At 32.7% G+C, this 21,527-nt stretch carries 24 protein-coding genes; all 24 read left to right on the top strand.

Annotation, left to right across the window (positions count from 1 at the left end):
* The 24 genes from priA to VZL98_05915 all read left to right on the top strand — a co-directional run bounded on the left by priA (position 1) and on the right by VZL98_05915 (position 21,496).
* The gene (gene priA, locus VZL98_06030; GenBank protein ID WVH64486.1) at positions 1 to 2,379 is read left to right on the top strand and encodes a primosomal protein N'; all 2,379 of its coding nucleotides are present in this window, start codon (positions 1 to 3) and stop codon (positions 2,377 to 2,379) included.
* Positions 2,380 to 2,387: 8 nt separating this feature from the next.
* Positions 2,388 to 2,876, top strand: coding sequence for a peptide deformylase (def, locus tag VZL98_06025; protein WVH64485.1), 489 nt, complete (start codon positions 2,388 to 2,390; stop codon positions 2,874 to 2,876).
* Complete coding sequence (gene fmt, locus VZL98_06020) at positions 2,836 to 3,798, top strand: methionyl-tRNA formyltransferase (GenBank protein ID WVH64484.1); 963 nt, start codon at positions 2,836 to 2,838, stop codon at positions 3,796 to 3,798. Before def ends, fmt begins: the two co-directional genes overlap by 41 nt.
* 11 nt (positions 3,799 to 3,809) lie before the next feature.
* Complete coding sequence (locus tag VZL98_06015; protein ID WVH64483.1) at positions 3,810 to 4,514, top strand: zinc metallopeptidase; 705 nt, start codon at positions 3,810 to 3,812, stop codon at positions 4,512 to 4,514.
* Between the two features lie 2 nt (positions 4,515 to 4,516).
* Positions 4,517 to 5,827: a 16S rRNA (cytosine(967)-C(5))-methyltransferase RsmB gene (gene rsmB / locus VZL98_06010; protein WVH64482.1), complete on the top strand. Its 1,311-nt coding sequence runs from the start codon at positions 4,517 to 4,519 to the stop codon at positions 5,825 to 5,827.
* A 44-nt stretch (positions 5,828 to 5,871) separates the two neighbouring features.
* A complete protein-coding gene (rlmN, locus tag VZL98_06005; GenBank protein WVH64481.1) occupies positions 5,872 to 6,912 on the top strand; it encodes a 23S rRNA (adenine(2503)-C(2))-methyltransferase RlmN in 1,041 nt (346 codons plus the stop codon).
* 5 nt (positions 6,913 to 6,917) lie between these two features.
* Positions 6,918 to 7,637, top strand: a complete 720-nt coding sequence (locus VZL98_06000) for a Stp1/IreP family PP2C-type Ser/Thr phosphatase (protein ID WVH64480.1) — start codon at positions 6,918 to 6,920, stop codon at positions 7,635 to 7,637.
* A gap of 5 nt (positions 7,638 to 7,642) precedes the next feature.
* Positions 7,643 to 9,598, top strand: a complete 1,956-nt coding sequence (gene pknB, locus VZL98_05995; GenBank protein ID WVH64479.1) for a Stk1 family PASTA domain-containing Ser/Thr kinase — start codon at positions 7,643 to 7,645, stop codon at positions 9,596 to 9,598.
* A 10-nt stretch (positions 9,599 to 9,608) separates the two neighbouring features.
* Positions 9,609 to 10,481 carry a ribosome small subunit-dependent GTPase A gene (gene rsgA / locus VZL98_05990; protein WVH64478.1) on the top strand — a complete coding sequence of 291 codons (873 nt, stop codon included), beginning with the start codon at positions 9,609 to 9,611 and terminating at the stop codon, positions 10,479 to 10,481.
* Entirely contained in the window at positions 10,482 to 11,147 is a 666-nt protein-coding gene (rpe, locus tag VZL98_05985) for a ribulose-phosphate 3-epimerase (GenBank protein WVH64477.1), read from the top strand.
* Positions 11,089 to 11,787 carry a thiamine diphosphokinase gene (locus VZL98_05980; protein ID WVH64476.1) on the top strand — a complete coding sequence of 233 codons (699 nt, stop codon included), beginning with the start codon at positions 11,089 to 11,091 and terminating at the stop codon, positions 11,785 to 11,787. Before rpe ends, VZL98_05980 begins: the two co-directional genes overlap by 59 nt.
* Positions 11,788 to 11,890: 103 nt before the next feature.
* Positions 11,891 to 12,745 carry a YitT family protein gene (locus VZL98_05975; GenBank protein WVH64475.1) on the top strand — a complete coding sequence of 285 codons (855 nt, stop codon included), beginning with the start codon at positions 11,891 to 11,893 and terminating at the stop codon, positions 12,743 to 12,745.
* Positions 12,746 to 12,847: 102 nt separating this feature from the next.
* Positions 12,848 to 13,258, top strand: a complete 411-nt coding sequence (locus VZL98_05970) for a methylglyoxal synthase (GenBank protein ID WVH64474.1) — start codon at positions 12,848 to 12,850, stop codon at positions 13,256 to 13,258.
* Between the two features lie 12 nt (positions 13,259 to 13,270).
* Positions 13,271 to 14,251 (top strand): RnfABCDGE type electron transport complex subunit D, encoded by a 981-nt coding sequence (locus VZL98_05965; protein WVH64473.1) that lies wholly within the window; start codon positions 13,271 to 13,273, stop codon positions 14,249 to 14,251.
* Positions 14,248 to 14,856: an FMN-binding protein gene (locus VZL98_05960; protein WVH64472.1), complete on the top strand. Its 609-nt coding sequence runs from the start codon at positions 14,248 to 14,250 to the stop codon at positions 14,854 to 14,856. The genes VZL98_05965 and VZL98_05960 overlap by 4 nt, the downstream gene beginning before the upstream one ends.
* Positions 14,856 to 15,479, top strand: coding sequence for an Rnf-Nqr domain containing protein (locus VZL98_05955; GenBank protein WVH64471.1), 624 nt, complete (start codon positions 14,856 to 14,858; stop codon positions 15,477 to 15,479). Before VZL98_05960 ends, VZL98_05955 begins: the two co-directional genes overlap by 1 nt.
* Positions 15,476 to 16,066: an Rnf-Nqr domain containing protein gene (locus tag VZL98_05950; GenBank protein WVH64470.1), complete on the top strand. Its 591-nt coding sequence runs from the start codon at positions 15,476 to 15,478 to the stop codon at positions 16,064 to 16,066. The genes VZL98_05955 and VZL98_05950 overlap by 4 nt, the downstream gene beginning before the upstream one ends.
* An 8-nt stretch (positions 16,067 to 16,074) precedes the next feature.
* Positions 16,075 to 17,172, top strand: a complete 1,098-nt coding sequence (locus VZL98_05945; GenBank protein ID WVH64469.1) for an FAD-binding oxidoreductase — start codon at positions 16,075 to 16,077, stop codon at positions 17,170 to 17,172.
* Positions 17,173 to 17,264: 92 nt separating this feature from the next.
* Positions 17,265 to 18,089, top strand: a complete 825-nt coding sequence (locus VZL98_05940) for a S1-like domain-containing RNA-binding protein (protein WVH64468.1) — start codon at positions 17,265 to 17,267, stop codon at positions 18,087 to 18,089.
* Positions 18,090 to 18,100: 11 nt separating this feature from the next.
* On the top strand, positions 18,101 to 18,850 hold the full coding sequence (locus VZL98_05935; protein WVH64467.1) for a peptidylprolyl isomerase: 750 nt from the start codon (positions 18,101 to 18,103) through the stop codon (positions 18,848 to 18,850).
* Positions 18,851 to 18,924: 74 nt separating this feature from the next.
* On the top strand, positions 18,925 to 19,272 hold the full coding sequence (locus VZL98_05930; protein ID WVH64466.1) for a DUF1292 domain-containing protein: 348 nt from the start codon (positions 18,925 to 18,927) through the stop codon (positions 19,270 to 19,272).
* A gap of 31 nt (positions 19,273 to 19,303) precedes the next feature.
* Positions 19,304 to 20,134 (top strand): HAD family hydrolase, encoded by an 831-nt coding sequence (locus VZL98_05925; GenBank protein WVH64544.1) that lies wholly within the window; start codon positions 19,304 to 19,306, stop codon positions 20,132 to 20,134.
* The gene (locus tag VZL98_05920) at positions 20,131 to 20,577 is read left to right on the top strand and encodes a peroxiredoxin (GenBank protein WVH64465.1); all 447 of its coding nucleotides are present in this window, start codon (positions 20,131 to 20,133) and stop codon (positions 20,575 to 20,577) included. The genes VZL98_05925 and VZL98_05920 overlap by 4 nt, the downstream gene beginning before the upstream one ends.
* Positions 20,567 to 21,496: a TIGR01212 family radical SAM protein gene (locus VZL98_05915; GenBank protein ID WVH64464.1), complete on the top strand. Its 930-nt coding sequence runs from the start codon at positions 20,567 to 20,569 to the stop codon at positions 21,494 to 21,496. The genes VZL98_05920 and VZL98_05915 overlap by 11 nt, the downstream gene beginning before the upstream one ends.
* Positions 21,497 to 21,527: the final 31 nt, after the last annotated feature.

The raw sequence follows: 21,527 nt of genomic DNA, 5'->3' as shown, positions 1-21,527 counted from the left end.
TTGTACGCAAAATTAGTATTAAGATCTAAAACCAGAATGACAGATCAATATTACACCTACAGAATCCCCTCTGAGCTATTAGAAGAGATAGAAATAGGGATGAGAGTGCTTGTCCCATTTGGTAGAGGAAATAAAACTACTGTTGGACTGGTTGTTGAAATAAATAGTGAATTAGATGAAGACTATAAAGTTAAAGATATCATTAAACCGATAGAAGATAGTCCCATATTAAATCAAGAGCTCATAGATATTGCGAAGTTTATGTGTGAAGAGTATTTGTCTGATTTGTCAAGCTCTTTTCAAACTGTCTTACCTCCTGGAGATATTGTTACAATAAATGAGGTGTTTTACTCTAATATTGAAAACGATACTGATGAATTCTTAAGGTTTTTGTCAAATCCAAGGGGTTATGAAGACGTTAAAAATGAATTTCCTAATATGACCAGAACTCAGATAAATGATTTAGTCGAGAAGGGTGCTATTTCAAGAAAATATGAGTTTACAAAAGATGCTAATATTAAATATATTAAAATTGTAAAACTCATTGATTCGGATTTCACAAGTATAAATTTAAGAGCTCATAAACAGCTTGAAATTTTGAATTATTTAAGCAGCAAAAACTCCTGCGAATTAACGGAAGTTTTAAAAGCTACAAATTCTTCTCTGTCAAGCCTTAGAGCTCTTGAGTCAAAGAAGCTAATTTCTATCACTGAGAAAAGAGTATTTAGAGAAGTTTTAGACGAAGAGATAAAAAAATATTCTTCGCATGTTTTAAATGAAGATCAAAAGAGGGTATTTGATGAAATCATGGACGGTAGTAATACTACCTATTTGCTCAAAGGGGTAACAGGTAGTGGAAAAACTGAGGTATATCTGCATTTAGCCGAGGCGATTATGGATAAAGGACAGCAGGTGATGATTTTAGTACCTGAGATTTCGTTGACACCTCAAACTATTGCCAGGTTTGCCGGTCGTTTTGGTAAAAAGGTTGCTGTATTACACAGTAGGCTCTCGATTAGCGAGAGATTTGACCAATGGAGAATGATAAAAGAGGGCATGGTTCAAATCGTAGTTGGTACCAGATCGGCTGTTTTTGCACCATTCCAACACTTGGGTATGATTATCATAGACGAGGAACACGAGCTTAGTTATGTAAGCGAGAAGAACCCTAAATACGATGCTATTGATATAGCCAGATTTCGTGCACATTATAATAATTGTAATGTGGTTTTAGGAACTGCAACTCCACGTATTGAGTCTTACTATAATTCTGTAATCGGTGAATATAAGCTACTGGAGCTTAGTAGTCGTGCCAACAAAAATGAGCTCCCTGAAGTTATTACTGTAGATATGAGAGATGAACTAAAAAAAGGCAATATTACAATGTTTTCAGATGCGCTAAGGGAAGAAATAGAATTGGCACTGGCTGATAAGAAACAGATAATTCTTTTCCTAAATAAAAGAGGACATACTTCATATGTGTTTTGCCGAAATTGTGGTTATAATCAAAGATGTGATGATTGTGACGTTTCTATGACTTACCATAAATCAAAAGGAATTTCCATATGTCATTTTTGTGGAAAAACCGCAAATAAACCGCTTATTTGTCCATCTTGCGGAAGTAATGCCATAAAAGAGTTTGGAGCTGGTACACAGAAATTAGAAGAATACACAAAAGAGGTATTTCCAAATGCCAAAATCGCCAGAATGGATATGGATACCATGAGCAAAAAGGGCAGCTATGGCAGAATTTATAAACAAATGGCAAATGGAGAGATAGATATTTTAATCGGCACACAGATGCTTTCTAAGGGATTTGATTTTAAAAATGTTACTGTAGTAGGTATTGTCGCAGCTGATTTGACTCTGAATCTTCCAGATTATAGATCACAAGAAAAAACATTTCAATTATTGACTCAAGTTGCCGGTAGAGCAGGAAGAGGCGATGACAAGGGTAAAGTAATTATTCAAACTTACCAACCAAATCATTATGCAATTTATAATGCTATGGACCATGATTATGATGAATTTTATAATGACGAAATTAAAATGAGAAGAGAATACAAGTATCCACCTTTTCAAAATTTAGTTTTAATTAGGGTGATACATCAAGATAGATTAAAAGCATCCAAAAGATCTTTTGAGATTATTAAAATTATAAGAGAGAATTTAATAACTAAAGATTATGAAATTATAGGTCCTAATCCTGCCGTTATTGAAAGGATTAGGAATATGTACAGATTCAATATAGTAATTAAGACAAAGAATGAATTAAATATGATAAAACGGGTTTTAGACGAATATATAATTCGAAATAAAAATCTTATAGGTGATGGCTATAAAATATTTTTTATGATAAATCCGATTTCATTATTTTAGGAGGGTATATGGCTTTAAGAAATATTAGGATTGATGGAGATCCGATTTTAAGAAAAAGATCTCGAGAAATCAGTGAAGTAAATGACAAGATAAATGAACTTATTGATGATATGATTGAAACTATGAACGATGCACAGGGCATTGGTCTTGCAGCACCGCAAGTAGGAACACTGAGAAGAGTTATAGTAATAGATATTGGAGAAGGTCCGGTGGCAATGATTAACCCGGTTGTTTCAAATGAAGAAGGTGAAGAAATAGCAGTTGAAGGTTGCTTATCTATTCCTGAATTTAGAGGAACCGTTAAAAGACCTCAAAAATTAAAAGTGGAATACCTGGATAGAGATGGTAAAGAACAGGTGTTGGAAGCCGAAGATTTAATGGCAAGGGTCATTTGTCATGAAGTAGACCACTTAAATGGCGTGTTATTCAAAGACATCTTTATTGAAGAGGTCTTCTATGACGAAGAAGATGATGAAAGTAGCGATGAAATTGAGTAAAATCGTATATATTGGAAATCCTGAGTTCGCTATTGGTCCACTGAAGCATCTACAAAAATCCGAGGATTTTGATATTAAGCTGGTTATCACTCAAATGGACAAAAAAAGAAGTAGAGGTAAACTACTACCTGTAGCAGTAAAGAAATATGCAATAAATGAAGACTTACCGGTGTTTAGTACGGATAATATAAACTCGGATGAATCTATAGAAATGATAAAAAGCGTGGATCCTGATTTTATTATAATAGTTGCCTTCGGACAATTTCTAAGTAGATCTTTTCTTAACACTTTTAAGGATAAGGTTCTAAATGTCCATGCATCTATTTTACCTCAGTATAGGGGTGCTTCTCCGATAAATCATTCATTATTAAATGGAGATGACGAAACAGGCGTATCGATTATGTTGGTAGACAGCGGTATGGATTCAGGAGATGTACTAAAGATTTGTAAGCTTAAAATCGATAAAAATCACAACTATAATTCCCTAAGTGAAGATTTAAGCGAGTTAGGAGGCATTTGTTTAGTCGATACATTGAGAAATTTTGATGATTTATTCTCTAATCGAATGATACAAAACTCAGAGGAAGCCACGTACACCGGCTTTATCACCAAGGATATGGGAAAGATAGATTTTAATGAAGATGCTGTTGTGATAAATAATAAAATGAGGGCACTTTATAGTTGGCCAAAATTATTTTTTGAATACAATGACCAAACAGTAAAACTTCATGATTTTGATATTGTTGAAAAGTTTTCTGAAAACGAACCGGGTCAAATCATAAAAGTTAATGAAGAAGGAATTTTCGTTAATTGCAATGACAAGTGTTTGGTTATGAAAGAAATACAGTTTCCCGGTAAGAAGAGGATGTCAGTCTCAGATTATTTAAAGGGAAACCAGATTGAAAAAGTAAAATTGAGATAAGGAGTGATTCTGTGTTAGGTTATTATTCCGGATATGGAATGGGTATGGATTCAACTTATTTATTGATGATTATCGCTATAGCAATTTCGGCATTTGCTCAGATGAGAGTTACGTCGACTTTTAATAAATATCTTAAAGTAAGAAATAGTACCGGTATTCAAGGATTTGAAGTAGCTAGAAGAATACTGGACAGTCAAGGACTTTATGATATACCGGTTGAAATGGTTCCGGGTACATTATCAGACCATTACGACCCACGTTCAAGAGCTGTACGGCTATCCAAGGAAGTATATGCAGGAGATTCCATAGCTTCAGTTAGTGTTGCAGCACATGAGGTAGGACATGCTATCCAGCATGCTACCGGTTATGCTCCTCTAAATTTCCGATCAATACTTGCACCTGTCGCGGCTTTTAGCGGTAATATAGTATGGATACTCGTTATGATGGGGTTAATCTTAAGTATGCCGTTCCTAATAAATATTGGTATATATTTGTTTTTAGCAGTACTACTTTTCCAAATTATTACCCTTCCAGTAGAGTTTAATGCAAGTAAAAGGGCATTGGCACAACTCGAAAGTGGGTATATCTCTAGTGAAGAAATTCAAGCTTCAAAAAAAGTTTTGGGAGCTGCTGCAATGACTTATGTAGCTGCAACCTTAGTTTCAGTATTACAATTACTAAGACTTCTAGCGCTTTCAAATAGGCGTAGAGATTAGATATGGAAGTAAAATTGAATGTCAGAAGAATAGCTTTTGAAATAATCAATAAGGTTGAGTTTGGCAAAAGCTATTCTGATGACTTAATTAATAAATATGTTGATAAGTTTGAAGATAAAAGAGATTTTAATCTTTTAAGAAAAATAGTTTTAGGAGTATTGGAAAGAAAGTACACTTTAGAATATATCATATCCATGTATTCTAAAACCAAACTCAAAAAAATAGATCCTAAAATACTCATAATAATGAAAATAGCTGTTTATCAAATGATTTTTTTAACTTCAATTCCGGACCATGCATCAATTAATGAAGCGGTAAATCATTCCAAGAAGCTGACAAAGTGGAACTTATCCGGATATGTTAATGGGGTGTTAAGGAATATATCCAGAAATAAAGCTGAGATATCGAAACTTATAGATTCAACTAAAGATTTAGAGATAAAATATAATATTAATGCTGGTATAGTCGAATATATCAAAGAGAATTATAATGATGATTTTGATTCATTACTAGATTCCCTTTATAATGAGTTACCTTTTTCAATTAGGATTAATGAAAATATGATGAATTCCAATGAAGTATTTGAAGAACTTCAAAGTTTAGGCATGAATCCAAAAAACTCAGATATTACAAACATTAACATGCTAATTCAAAACCCTGAATCGGTCCATAATACGAAGTTATATCGTGAAGGCATAATCAGCATACAGGGGGAGGGAAGTACGCTTGCGGTACAAGTTCTCGATCCTAGACCCGGTTCGAAAGTTCTTGATCTTTGTGCAGCTCCTGGTACTAAATCGCTATTAATTGCCGAGTATCTCAAGGATTCTGGAATTATTATAGCTAATGATATCGACATTTCTAAACACAAGAAAATAGTACAGAATTTTAATCGAATTAAATTTAGTAATTATGAACTTTGTGGATTTGATGCTTCTATTTATCAACCTGAAATGAAAGAAGAGTTTGATTATGTGCTTGTAGATGCGCCTTGTTCTGCACTTGGACTTATTGCCAGAAAGCCTGAAATCAGGTATAGAAGGAGCATGGAGACCATAAGAGAGTTACGTGATTTACAAAGAGCGATATTAATTAATGCTGTTAAATACTTAAAACCTAATGGTGTTTTAGTTTACAGTACTTGTACATACGGATATCTAGAAAATGAACAGCAAGCTGATTTTATTGAAAATGAATTGAATATGGAAAAATCCTACTTTGATTATAAAGGAAATTCATTAAATAGAATACAGTTATTCAATAGTAAAGACAATACAGATGGATTCTTTATAGCAAGGTTTATAAAGCCATAAAACGATAGAAAGTATACATATGTTATACTAAATGGGGTGAAAATTTGAATACATTAGATTTAAAAGGAATGTACAAAGAAGAATTAGAGAATTTGTTTTTATCTATTGATGAAAATAAATTTAGAACCAAACAAGTCTTTAAGTTCATTCATAATGAAAAACAAAACGATATTAATAATATCACTGTTTTTTCAAAAAACTTAAGAAGTAAATTAAATGAATTTACTACGATTAGAAATATCGATATAGTTGAAGTATTATCATCTAAGATAGATAAAACAAAGAAGTTCATAATTAGATTGTATGACAATAATATCATCGAGGCAGTCTACATGGAATCCAAGACTAATAATACAATATGTATTTCCACTCAAGTTGGTTGCAGAATGTCCTGTGATTTTTGTGCGTCGACTAAAAGTGGTTTTAAAAGGAATCTTTCCGCATCCGAGATGCTAAGTGAAGTATATGAAGTAGAAAAACATATGGGGAAGAGAATAGATAATATTGTATTAATGGGTATTGGAGAGCCTTTTGATAATTTTGATAATGTTATAAGATTTATAAAATTGATTAATGATCCTGACGGACATAATACAGGCATCAGAAATATTACACTTTCTACTTGCGGTATCGTGGATGGAATTCGCAAGCTGGCTGATACCGGACTACAGGTTAATTTGGCAATTTCATTGCATAATGCCATACAATCAGAAAGAGAAAATATTATGCCGATTGCAAAAGCCAATAAGTTAACAGATTTAAAATCTGCTCTTGAATACTATCAAGAGAAGCTTAACCGTAGAATTAGTTATGAGTATGTAATTTTAAAAGATGAAAATGATTCGTACGATCATGCCAGAGCTGTTAAGTCGATGTGCGCCGGTTTAGATGCACATGTAAACTTAATACCTTTAAATAAGATTGAGGAATACAATAAAAAACCAGTCGATGATAAAGATATTGAAAGGTTTAAAGAAAAATTAGATGATTTAGGCATCAACTCCACTATTCGTAGAAAACAAGGAGTGGACATTGAGGCTGCATGTGGACAGCTACGAAACAAATATGAATTGTTTACGAGGTGATTATTATGGAGTTCGGGGGCAAAACTGATATAGGCAAATGTAGAGATTTGAATGAAGATAGTTTATTAATTAATAAAACAGATGATTATTATCTTTTTGTGGTTGCTGATGGAATGGGGGGACATTTGGCCGGTGAAGTCGCATCTAAGCTTGCGGTCGATTCCATTAATTATTATATTAGTCAGAATTTCCACTCAATAGATAATAAACTAGATTTAATAAATCATGCTCTACTTTATGCAAATAGTAAAATATATGAACAATCTATCTCAGATTCCAGATATGCAAATATGGGAACAACTTGTGATGCTGCTATCTGTATTGATGATAATGTGTATATTGGTCATGTTGGTGACAGTAGAGTCTATCTTTATGATGGTAAAATCAAGCAAATCACAAGAGATCATTCTCTTGTTGCCGATTTAATTGAATCCGGAAGCTTAACTGAGGAAGAAGCTAAAAATACAAGACAAAAAAATATTATTACCAGAGCTCTTGGTGGAGATAATAAATTAATTGTTGATTTACATCATGTCAAAATCAAAAGCAAGGATATCCTTCTTTTATGTTCTGATGGTTTAACGAATGGCATCGATGATAATCGCATAAAAGAAGTTTTAGAGATGAAAATAAGTCCCGAGGAAAAATCTGATATGCTCATATATATGAGCAATGCTTCGGGCGGCTATGACAATTCTACAGTTGTCGTAGCGGAAAAGAGGTGAAATAATTGATCGGTGTAATATTAGGCGACAGATATAAATTAATTGAAAGAGTAGGAATCGGAGGCATGGCATTAGTTTACAAAGCCGAAGATTTATTACTTAAAAGATTGGTTGCTGTTAAGATACTGAAAGATCAATTTGTAGAAGATACGGAATTTTCTAGAAAGTTCGAAATGGAAGCGCAGTCCGCTGCAAGTCTTTCACATCCAAATATAGTAAATGTATATGATGTTGGATCTGAAAAAATCGATGATAGAAGGATTCATTATATTGTAATGGAATATATCAACGGAAAGACTTTGAAAGATATAATAGTCGAAAAAGGTCATCTTTCCAATTTGGAAACTGTTAACTATTCTATTCAAATTGCTGCAGCTCTTGAGGCTGCACATAAAAAGAAAATAATTCATAGAGATATAAAACCCCAAAATATTATGATTACCGATGATGGTATTGTAAAAGTTACAGATTTCGGTATTGCTAGAATTTCAACTTCTGCAACTATTACTTATACATCCTCTATTTTAGGAACAGTGCACTATATTTCACCTGAACAAGCAAAGGGGAAGTTTATAGATCATAAGTCAGATATTTATTCTTTAGGGATTGTCATGTACGAAATGCTGACCGGTACGGTACCTTTTGATGCAGAAAATTCGGTTGGGATTGCTCTAAAACACATACAAGACAGGGTTAATCCACCGGTACTTATCAATGAAAAAGTTAGTAATCGTCTAAACGGCATTATTATGAAATGTCTTGAGAAGCAGCCTACAGATAGGTTTTCAAGCGCTCAGAATTTAATAAGAGCACTGCGTTCAAAAGATATACTTGAAATTAGAACTGGACAAGATACCGATAGGGTAAAGAGAAGAAATAAACAAATCCTTGAAAATAATAAGAAGGAGAATGTTGCAGTTTATACTTCAAGTAGCAAAGCAGAGACTGAAAAGCCTAAGAAGAAAAAAAGTATATTTTTAACAACACTACTACCGATTTTACTTGCCTTGGTACTAGTAAGCTCAGGGTTCTTTATAGTTAGGAATCTAAGAGACACGATGTTCCAAAAAACAGTAAGTGTTCCTGATGTTTTAAATAAATCAGAAGCTGAGGCACTAACTTTAATCCTAAACAATAAACTTGAGAGAAATATAATAAGGAAACACAATGAAGAGGTTCCTAAGGGATATGTCATTAGTCAAAAACCTGATCCAAATACTAAAGTTAAAGAAGGGGCTTTTGTTGAAATAGTAATAAGCGATGGAGTCGAAGAAAAAGAGATGCCTGATGTTATCAACAAAGAACTCATCGAGGCAGAAAATATTCTAAGAGCTCAGGGTTTGATTATAAACTCTCAGGAGTCTGCTTTTCATGATTCAATACCTAGCGGAAAGATTATTAGCCAATATCCTCTTCCTAAGGAGCCTGTTAGTACAAAGACCAAGATTTCAATTACAGTTAGTAAGGGTAAGGAAGTTAAACCTGTTATAATGCCGTCTCTTTTAGGATCTGCAGAGGCTGCAGCGATACAAAGTATCGTTGATAATAATCTGAAACAAGGGGATATCGAAAGAAGATTCAGCAATGATTATCCGGAAGGAACTGTTATGTGGCAATCGTATAATGCGGGTCTTAGCCTTGCACCTGAAACTAAGATAGATTTGATAATCAGCAAAGGAAAAGAAAAGGAAGATGACGACTCATTTAAATTACCTGAAGGAACTATAGATTTAACAGACGGAACTGTTGAAAATTTCAAATTATATAAATTCAAAGTACCACCTTCTACGACTAAAGAGTTCTTTAATTTAAAGATTACAAAACTGGTCGATGGTTCTGAAGTAGAGGTTTACAACAAAGATCATCTGTCTTCAAACGGTGCTTTTGAACTGAATATAAAGGATGTACTCGATTCACATTTTAAAGTTTACTATGACGGTACCTTAGTAAGCGAAGAGTAGGGGGGAGTAATTGAAAGGTACAATTATCAAACTGGTTCGTGGAATATATTATGTTGATACAGAAATTGGAGTAATAAAATGTAAGGCTAGGGGATTGTTCAGAGAGAAAGATATCAGTCCCGTAGTAGGAGATAAGGTTGAAATTAGGATATCAAGTGAAGATCAAACAGGTTATATAGAGACTGTGTATCCCAGAAAAACAGAACTCATTCGTCCTGCAGTTGCTAATATTGATAGAGCTCTTATCGTGTTTAGCATTAAGCAGCCTGAGTTAAATACCTATCTCCTAGACAAAAACTTGATTATGACGAACTACTTTGGAATTGACTCAAGTATATGTTTTACAAAGTCAGATTTAGATAGTGATGAAATACTTAATCGATATGTTGAAATGTATAGAAATATTGGGTATACAGTATATGTAGTAGGTAAAACCGATTATAGTGATCTTGAGTCTATAAAAGAAAGTTTAGTGGGAAGAATAACTTCGGTTTCGGGTCCTTCCGGAGTGGGTAAATCTACCTTAATAAATAAGATTAATCCGGATATAAATTTAAAAACTTCAAGTGTAAGTTTAAAAACCGAGAGGGGAAGGCATACGACTAGACATGTGGAACTTATTCCACTTGAAAAAGACAGCTATATAATTGATACTCCGGGTTTTAGTTCGCTTGGATTGGATTTTATTTTAGACGAAAGAGATTTATCGGATTATTTTATAGAGTTCAATCAGTATGCAGATAAATGTAAGTTTTTGGATTGTATGCATATAAATGAGCCTGAGTGTGCTGTAAAAGAAGAAATAGGAAATAGTATTTATCAGTCAAGATATGATAGTTATATTCTTTTCATAAATGAAATTAAAAAAAATAGGAGGTATTAGATGATTGAATTAGCACCATCGCTGCTATCGGCGGATTTTACAAATTTATCTAAAGATATTAAAGTTTTAAACGAAAACAAGATCAAATATCTTCATTTAGATGTCATGGATGGAAATTTTGTGCCTAATATTAGTTATGGTCCAGGGATTATTAAATCTATTCGAAAACTGACAGATATGGTTTTTGATGTGCATTTAATGATTGAAAAACCTGAAAGATATATTGACGCATTTGTGGATGCAGGTGCAGATATTTTAACTTTCCATTATGAGGCTTCGATTCATCCACATAGGACTATACAGGAAATTAAGGCTAAGGGTATCAAGGCAGGGATTTCTTTAAATCCTTCAACTCCTTTAAATGTGCTAGAGTATATAATTAAAGATTTGGATTTGGTCTTAGTTATGTCCGTCAATCCAGGCTTTGGAGGACAATCCTATATTAAAGCTATGGATGAAAAGATTTGCGATTTAAAGAAAATAAAAGAAGATTTAAATTTGGATTTCATAATTGAAGTTGATGGTGGAATAAAAACAGGAAATGTTGAAAATGTAATAGATAGAGGTGCAGAATTAATCGTATCAGGCTCAGATGTTTTTAAAGCAGATGATATTACATCGAGAATCCAAGAATATTATAGTATTTTTAGTAAATATGTCAGATAAAATACAAGCTAAAAAAGCCTTGATTATAGGAGCCGGTAGTATTGAGAATCCTGATATATACGAGCGGATTATATCAGGATTCGACTATATAATTACTGCCGATGGTGGATATGATAATTCACTAATTCTCAATTTAAAGCCTGATTTACTCGTTGGAGATTTTGATTCTATTGATAAAAATACAGTGAAGAATCTTCCAAAAGATTTGAAAATTATTAAGTATCCATCTGAGAAAGATATGTCAGATTTAGAAATAGCTCTGGAGTATCTAGTCGAAAATTCTTTTACAGAAGCCGTTATTATTGGCGGTATTGGGTCTAGACTGGATCATTCAATTTCTAATATTTTAACGATTTTTAAATATTCTAGTAAAAATTTAGAAATCACTGTAGTAAACGACAAGAATATTATTAGTAGAATTAAAACTAAAATGTATATAGAGAAAGACAATTACTATTATTCATTGATACCAATCTCTGTGGAAGGTATCGTAGTTAGTTTAAATGGCTTTTATTACGATTTAACAAAACAGCCGATAGAGTTCGGATCGACTTTGGGTGTATCAAATTATATTATAAAGGAACACTCAACAATAGAACTACATTCAGGAATAGGTTTACTGATTAAATCGATAGATTAATAATATTATTTTTAAAATATATATTGAGTATTTCAATATGGTGTATATAAGTATCTTAATATTTGGATATTTGATATAATTATTATAATAGTGGAGGAAATTGATGTTTTCTTTTATTAAACGAATTGCACTTATAACTATTGCTGTATTTGTCATTGCTATTGGAATTTATTATCTTTGGATTCCTCTAAAATTAGCACCTGGTGGAACTACGGGATTAACTGTAATTATTAAGTCCTTGTTTCCCAGATTACCGGTTTCACTGGCTATAGGTATAATTAACTTTATACTATTGTTATTAGGATTTATTTTCATAGGAAAAGAGTTTGGTGGTTATACTATTTATTCAAGTGTTATGCTTTCATTCTTTATCAGAGTTTTTGAACAAGTCTATCCTGTATCTCAACCTGTTGTAGATAATGTTTTTTTAAATTTAATATTTGGGGGGCTTTTTGTAGGATTCGGTATCGGTATAGTTTTTAATCAAAATGCTTCTACGGGTGGGACAGATATAGTCGCAATGATTTTAAATAAGTTTTATCATATATCCTTAAGTACAGCTGTCCTTATTGCTGACCTTGTAATAACTCTAGTGGCTACATATATAGTAGGTCTGGAAATAGGAATGTATTCTATTTTAGGCATTATGATTAATAGTTTAATTATAGGAAAAGTCATATCCGGATTTAATACTAGAATTGAAATGATGATAATTACCAGTAAGTTTGACCAGGTAAATGTCTATCTCAACAAAGAAATTGGAAGAGGTACGACTATATACCACGCAGAAGGCGGTTTTTCTTACGAACCCAAAAAGGTTATATCTACTGTTCTGTCAAAAAATGAATATATCAAAGCAAAGTTGTATCTAAAGGAAATTGACCCTGGTGCATTTGTTATTATCAATAATGTAAATGAAGTTGTAGGTGAAGGTTTTACTTACGAAAAGTTAATTTAGTGATAGATTTGTTTTTGTAAGTTTGCAATTTATACAAACTATTTTTAATGGGGTGATATTATCGAAAATCATAATTTAAATAATTTTAGCACGTTTGTAAAAGTGCCCATAAAAAAAAGAATAGCAATAGTAGCTCATGATAATAGAAAAGATGAGCTAGTTGAGTTTTTAGTAGAGTATAAGGATATTTTAAAAAACCATACTTTATGCGGCACCGGAACAACCTCTAAAATTATATCTGAAAAAGTTGGTTTGGATGTATTTGGTTATTTGAGTGGACCACTTGGAGGAGATTTGCAGATAGGTTCTAAAATTGCTACAAATGAAATCGATCTACTTATATTCTTTTGGGATCCACTAGAAGCACAGCCTCATGATCCTGATGTAAAAGCATTGTTGAGAATTTCTGTTTTATATGATATTCCGATAATAACAAATGAAATGACGGGTAAATATTTATTTAGTTCTGAATTATTGTCTCAATCGTATGAGAAGAAAATAAATATAAGATAGGAGGGTATGAGTATGGAGTTTATAGAAAAATATTTTCTTAAACAAAAGATGATGAGAACAGTATTGATAGCCTTGTTGCCTGTTTTAATTGTATCTATATATTTCCAAGGCTGGAGAGTTTTGTTTTTAACCATCGTTAATATAGCCTTTGCTATATTAACTGAGTATATCTTTGAAATAAAGATTAACAAGAAAAACAAAATCTCTGAAGCTGTTTTAGTAACAGCTATACTGTACACTATGACATTACCGGTTTCACTTCCGGTATGGATGTCTATAATTGGAATTATTTTTGGTGTGTTCTTTGGGAAAATGGTCTTCGGGGGTTTTGGTAAAAATATTTTCAATCCTGCCATTGTCGGTAGAGCTTTTATATACATCAACTTCCCGGAACCATTAACTATTCATTGGAATAATTTTGCAAAACTTGGTGATTTTCCCGGTGGCTTTGGAACTTGGATGTTCGAACAAATTGACAGTGTTTCTACTGCAACTCCAATGCTTCTATTCAGAAATGAAGGTGGAAGTATGACTTTTACTGAATTATTGTTTGGTAATGTCAGTGGAGTAATAGGTGAGACGAGTAAGATTTTAATATTGCTATGCGCAGCTTATTTAATTTATAAGAAAGTTGCATCTTGGCAAATTATGGCAGGTTCAGTTATTGGATTTACTGCTATTACCTTATTGTTTAACTTTATGGGTGTAAAATCAGTGCCTAATCCGATTGAAGGAATGTTGCTAGGTGGTTTCGTATTCGGTACTGTATTTATGGCTACAGACCCTATATCTGCCGCCAAAACACCAATCGGGAAATGGATTTATGGTATATTGATTGGAATCGTAACCGTAATAATAAGGGGATTCGCATTATTCTCCGGCGGTGTAATGTTTGCCATCCTAATAGGAAATACATTTGCTCCTATTATTGATTATGCAGTAAGGGCTCAAAAGCAAAAAGCTAAACAAAAGAAAGAGGTGGCAGCTCAATGAAAAAGAAATCTTTTGTTTATCCTGTAGTTTTTATGGTCTTGGTAACAGCTGTCTTTACCTTGGTACTATCCTTTTTAAACCAGACGTCAAAAGCTGCTATAGAATTAAATAAAAAAGTTGAACTTCACAGAAAAATCCTCTATGTCTTTGATATGTACGACGAATCTGATTCCGTTGAAGAAGTCTCTAAAAAATTTGAAGAGAATATTGAAGAAAAAAAATATAAGGAAGATAAAGTCGTTTACGTTCTCAAAGAAGGCAACGAAACAAAAGCTTACGCAGTTCCATTTGATGGACCTGGGCTTTGGGGTAGTATAGATGGATATATTGGAGTAGACAAAGATCTAAAACATTTAACCGGTATAGAGTTTATTAATCAAGCCGAGACTCCCGGTCTTGGCGGAAGAATTGGAGAAGCCCCCTATAAAGAACAGTTTAGAAATGTAGATATCACCAATAAAGTCGGTGATGAAATAATTGTAAATAGACCGGCACCTGGAGGAAATATTGATGCCATTGCCGGAGCTACTCAAACTTCTACTTTTGTCAAAAATATGCTTAATCAAGATTTAATTGAGTTTATATCGGGAGGTGGAGTTGAATAATGGCAAAAAAATTAAACCCTAAAAAGATAATGAAAGATGGTTTAGCTGTTGAAAACCCGATAGTATTTCAGGTTATAGGAATTTGTTCAGCTCTTGCTGTAACAAACTTAATGCTAAACTCGTTAATAATGGGAATTGCTTTAACATTTGTAACTGCATTATCATCCTTCACCGTTTCACTGCTTAAAGATCGTACACCTGGTCATATTAGAATGATGATTCAAGTGCTTATTATATCAGTTTATGTTATTATAGTTGATATTTTCCTACAAGCTTATATGCCTGAGATGAGTAAAGCTCTAGGTCCTTATGTAGGACTTATAATAACAAACTGTATTATAATGGGTAGAGCTGAAGCATTTGCTATTTCTAATCCACCGATTGCTTCTTTAATAGACGGTGCTGCAGCCGGTTTGGGATACACCGCTGTACTGATGATTATAGCTGTAGTTAGAGAATTCTTAGGCTTTGGTACTATGTTTGGTTTTAATGTTACTCCTGCTAATTGGACAGCTTGGACTATGATGATAATGCCGCCGGGTGCATTTTTCATATTGGCTCTTATTATATGGATTGCAACCGAGTATAAGATTTCTAAGGAGAAGGGGGTTAGTACGAAATGATTGATGTTCATCCAATGGTTATATTTTTCGCGTCAATATTCACCAGTAATATGATATTTAGTAACTTTTTAGGTATGTGTTCTTTTATAGCTGTATCTAAAGAGGTTCCTACAGCACTAGGATTGGGTATTGCAGTTACTTTTGTACTAACATTTACTACAATTTTAAACTACTTGGTATATTACTATATTCTATTACCATTTGGTTTAGAATATTTAAGATTTATTATTTTCATTTTAATAATTGCAGCCTTTGTACAGTTGATAGAGATGATTTTGGAGAGATATCTACCAAATCTATACTATGCTCTTGGAATTTTCTTACCATTAATCACTGTAAACTGTGCTATACTGGGAGTTTCATTATTTATGGTTATTAGAGGTTACAACTTCCTACAAACAGCTTTCTTTGGACTTGGATCAGGTGTAGGATGGGCTCTGGCTATTGTTTCTATGGCGGGTATCAGATCAAGGATAAATGAAGCGACTCTTCCTGCCGGGTTACGAGGATCTGCTATTACACTTATTATTACCGGTATAATGGCAATGGCATTTATTGGATTCTCAGGAATAGTTCAAATATCATAGGAGGCTATATGAATACTATATTATTAACAGTAACTGTAGTCTCAATAATATCGGCAATACTTGCTATTCTACTTACACTTGCTGATAATTATATTGCTGACTATGGTGAAGTTAACTTAAAGATAAACGATGAAGAGCCCATGCTTATAGAAGCCGGATCATCTCTTTTATCTACGCTAATCAATCAAAAGATTTTTATACCTTCTGCTTGTGGCGGGAAAGGCACATGTGGATATTGTAAAGTAAAAGTCTTAAGTGGCGGTGGTCCTGTACTTGCTACTGAGACTCCATGGTTAACCAAAGAAGAACTTGAAAGTAACACTAGACTTTCTTGTCAGCTCAAAGTAAAAGAAGACATTACGATAAAAATACCTGAAGAGTTGTTCAATGTAAAGGAATTCGACACTACTGTAGTTTCCGTTGAACAAATGACTGAAACTATAAAAAAATTAAGATTCAAATTACCTGAAGGAGAGGAAGTTATATTTAAACCGGGTCAGTATGTTCAGTTAAAGGCACCTGCTTATGAAGGCAATGATGAAGAAGTTTATCGTGCGTATTCAATAGCATCCTCAGCCAATGATCATGGTCATTTAGAGCTCCTTATAGGTTATACAGGTGGTATTGCAACTACTTATGTACACTATCATCTAAATGAAAATGATATTGTAAATATAAACGGGCCTTATGGTGATTTCTACTACAATGAAGATGACGGTGGTGAGATGATTCTAGTTGCTGCCGGAACCGGTATGGCACCAATATTGTCTATACTTTACCATATGCGTGATAATGACATAAAACGTAAGGCTAGATTCTATTTCGGTGCTAAAACACCTGAAGATTTATTCCTGGTTGATGAACTTAAAGAATTGGAAAATCAATTATATGATTTCAAGTTCATGCCGACTCTTTCCAGAGTAACTGATGAAATGGGTTGGGAAGGAGACAAAGGAAGAGTTAATAATTCTATAGATAAGTATGTCGAACAGGGTGGAAATTATACAGCATATCTCTGTGGTAGTCCGGTTATGATTGATTCAATTGTTGAATCCCTTAATGCTAAGGGTATCACTGAGGATAAAATATATTATGATAAATTCTAATAATAGCGATGACATCATCGCTATTATTACTGCTTATTGAAGGAGTAATCCAATAAATTTGCAAAATTAGGAATTAAGAAAGAAGGAAACAAATGCTTGGTAAAAGCTATAAAGCAAGAATTAAGACAAAAAATAATAGAGGAGCAATATTAGTAACTTCTGAGAATAAAAAGTTATTACTTCCGGCTTCTGAGTTAGGAAATGATGATATAATAGATACAGAACTTAATGTTTTTGTCTATAATTTTGACCGCGGTGAATACATCGCAACAAAGAAGACGCCATTAATTGAACTTGGCCAGCTGAAAGTTTTAGAAGTAAAAGAAATTTCAAAGATAGGAATTTTTCTTGACTGGGGTTTAGAAAAAGATTTATTTTTGCCATTCCAGGAAGTCACTTTTAAACCACATAAAGGAATGCACTATCTTTTTGGACTTTATGTAGACAAATCAAATAGATTATGTGCCACAATGAGAATTAAAGAATCCCTAGTGCCTAATGATTGTTACAAAGAGAATGATTGGATAACAGGTACTGTTTACGGCGTAAATAGAGACTATGGAGCTTTTGTAGCTGTGGATAATAAATACGATGGGCTCGTACACAATAAAGATTTATTAGGTGTTGTTACAGAAGGAGAATCTTTAAGAGCTAGAGTTATATCTATTACAGATGATGGTAAATTAAATCTGTCTTTAAGGGATAGAGCCCACATGGTTATAGATGATGACGCAGATAAGATCTATTCTAAACTAGTTAAAAATGATGGATTTTTACGTTTTAACGACAAGAGCAGTCCAAATGAAATTAGAAAAACTTTTGGAATTAGTAAGTCTTCTTTTAAAAAAGCTATCGGAAAGCTATATAAAAATAAAAAAATTGAGTTTTTCAATGATGGAATCAAATTAAAAAGATAGAGGAGAATAATATGACAACAGATAATATTAGAGCAAAAGTAGAAAATTTAGAGATTACTCAGGATGATGTACAAAACTTTATTAATATGTTAAGTCCTGAAGCTAGAATTCAGTTTAGTAATGAAGAAGGTTTCAGTAAAATTACTGATGAACTTGTCAATCAAGAGTTGCTTTATCTAGATGCAATTGCTAAAAAACTTGACCAGGATCCTGCATATATAAAAGAAGTTGAATTGGCAAAGATTAATATTTTAAAACAATTTGCACTTGCTAATCTTTTTAAAGATATAAAGATAACCGATGAAGAACTGAATGAGTACTATGAAAGCCATAAACAACATTTTACAAGACCAATGCAGATGAATGCTTCACATATTTTAGTAGAATCAGAAGATGAAGCTAAAAAAATTAAGGTCAGAATAGAAGCAGGTGAGTCTTTTGAAAATCTAGCTAAAGAATTATCCAATTGTCCTTCAAAAGAAGCAGGCGGTAACTTAGGTACTTTCTCTCCAGGACAAATGGTTAAAGAATTTGATGATGTTTGTCAAGAGATCGAAATAGGTACCATTTCTGATCCTGTAAAAACTCAGTTTGGCTACCATATTATTAAAGTAAACGATAGAAAAGAACCATCTACTATAACATTTGAGGAAGCTAAGGAAGATATGTTAAAACAATATACCGCTATTAAACAACAAGAATTATACCTAAATAAAACCATTGAACTTCAAAAGGATTATAAAGTAGAAAAATTCTATTAATTTTAACCTTCTATTTAATTTATGTATATATTTTTTAAACTTTGGGTATTTATTATGTATGAGGAGGTTTTAAAATGAAAAACGATGACAAAAAGTTAAATAATCACAATTGTGCAGAAATGGGTTGTGACCACGATCATTTTGATCAAGATTTTGAAGATATAGAGACGATAATGTTAACATTAAACGACGACAGTGAATTGGAATGCGTAGTGCTTGGTATATTCGATTTGCATGATAAAGAATATATTGCACTTGTAACAATTGATGATGAACAGGTACTTCTTTATAGGTATCTTGAGAATGGTGATGATAGTGGAGACTTCACCCTTGAAAATATCGAATCTGACGAAGAGTTTGATGAGGTATCCAGAATGTTCTTTGAAATTTTCGGAGATGATGAAGAATTAGAAACGGAATAGATGTCCACTTAGGGGTGGTATTTTGTATAAAATGATTTGTTTGGACTTAGATGGAACACTGCTTAGATCCGATAAGTCCATTGACATTAATACTGCAAATATACTGAACAAATTATCTTATGAAGGCGTTGAAATTGTTATAGCCACAGGTAGGCATTATGATTTTGCAAAATTGTTAACCAGAGGATTAACAGATAATAGGATAATCATTGCAAATAACGGTGCCGCTATTTATGATGCTTATTTAGAAAAAGCTCTGTTTACTGAATATATAGATATTGATATTGTATCAGGTATCATTGAAACAGGTAAAACTAAAGATATGAATGCACTTGTTTATATAGATGCCCTTAGAGAAGGTTCTGATTTATTAGTGGTTGAAGATCACGATATAAGTCAATTCGAAAATACAATAGTTAGGGACTTAAATAGGGTCGGATACTTCTGTGATCCTTTTCAGGTAGCATCGGTTCTGTCGGTTGTGTTTACTGATTATACTGAAAAATTGGAAGAATTAGAGAAAAGAATAAACGAATTATTCCCTAATCAGATTACAACTCATATTATGTCTTCTAAGAAATCTACACATGGTATTTTAGAAGTCATGAAACACGGTGTATGTAAGTGGTCTGCTATTGAGCGTTTGGCGCGTTATAAAAATATAAAACTGGAGGAGATAATAGCTTTTGGAGATGAAGTTAATGATATCACCATGCTTAAAAACTCCGGTCTTGGTATAGCCATGAAAAACGCACAACCAGAAGCAATATCAAGTGCTGATAGAATCTCTATGTATTCAAATGACAATGAAGGTATTTTCCACGAGCTAAGTAAGATATTTCCAAATTGGGAGGCTCTATGAAAGACATAGAATTATTGAATCAAGACAATGAAATTAGGAGCTTAAATTATTATAAGGGTACAAATTTGGTGTTATTCTTCTACCCAAAAGATAATACACCGGGTTGAACCAGTGAGGCTAAAGAGTTCAGTGAACTCATAGAAGATTTTAAAAAGCTGGAAACAACTATTGTAGGCATCAGCAAGGATACTGTCAAATCTCATGTTAATTTTATCAATAAGCATGATTTAAAAGTTGAGCTATTAAGTGATCCTGAAAGGTTATTACATGCTGAACTAAAAGTAATAAAAGAAAAAAATATGTTTGGGAAGACAGCCTTGGGGACTGAGAGGTCTACATTTATATTCGATAAAGACGTAAATCTAATCAAAGAATTTAGAAAAGTAAAAGCAAAAGGTCATGCCAAAGAAGTACTCGACTTTATGAAAGAAAATGAAAATTAGATACAATAAATACTCTGATTATCTTCTAAAACGTTATGGTGAAAAGGTTTATAAATTACCGATAAAATTAAGCGGTACATGTCCCAACAGAGATGAGGAAAATATAGGCTGTCATTTTTGTGGTGAAGAAGGAGGATCTTTTGAAAATTTAGATCCTGCTATGGATGTAAAAAATCAATTAAAAACCAATAAAGAATATATATCAAAAAAATACAACTCGAATAAATTTATAGCTTATTTCCAAAACTACACAAATACTTATATGAGTTTTAGTATTTTTAAAGAATCAATTTATTCTTCGATATCCGATGATATTGTTGCAATCTATATATCAACCAGACCTGATTGTATTACGAATGATCAGCTTGCTTTTTTAAATCGAATTAAGCTTGAATATGATTTGGATATAGTTATGGAAATTGGACTTCAAACTTCTAATTATAAGGTACTAAACCGAATAAATAGGGGACATGGTTTAGCTGAGTTTATAGATGCTGTTAACAGGTGTAAATCACATGGTATTGATATTTGTACTCATGTTTTAATTGGTTTACCGGGAGACGAAATATTAGATACAATTGAGACTTCTAAGATTGTATCAGCTTTAAAAGTTGATCAAATAAAACTTCATGCACTGTATATCCTTAAGAATACTGAATTCGGAAAACAATACCTTGACCATAAACTAGACTTAATCAGTAAAGAAGAGTATATAGAAAGAGTTATTTTGTTTCTAAGGTATTTATCCCCTGAAGTAGTTGTCCAAAGACTGATTGGTAGATCGCCATTGGAAGATAGCTTATTTTCAAATTGGTCGACTAGTTGGTGGAAAATACAAGATGAAATAATTAATATTATGGAACTGAATAATTTCTATCAAGGCGATTTATTTGATTATTTAGTTCCAAAAGAGGTATAATAATAGAAAGACTAAATAATATTGAATTCGA

This window comes from Peptoniphilaceae bacterium AMB_02, from assembly GCA_036321625.1.
Classification (GTDB): Bacteria; Bacillota; Clostridia; order Tissierellales; family Peptoniphilaceae; genus Microaceticoccus; species Microaceticoccus formicicus.
The sequence above is the reverse complement of the archived record's forward strand: the minus strand, read 5'-3'. Positions and strand labels throughout refer to the sequence as shown.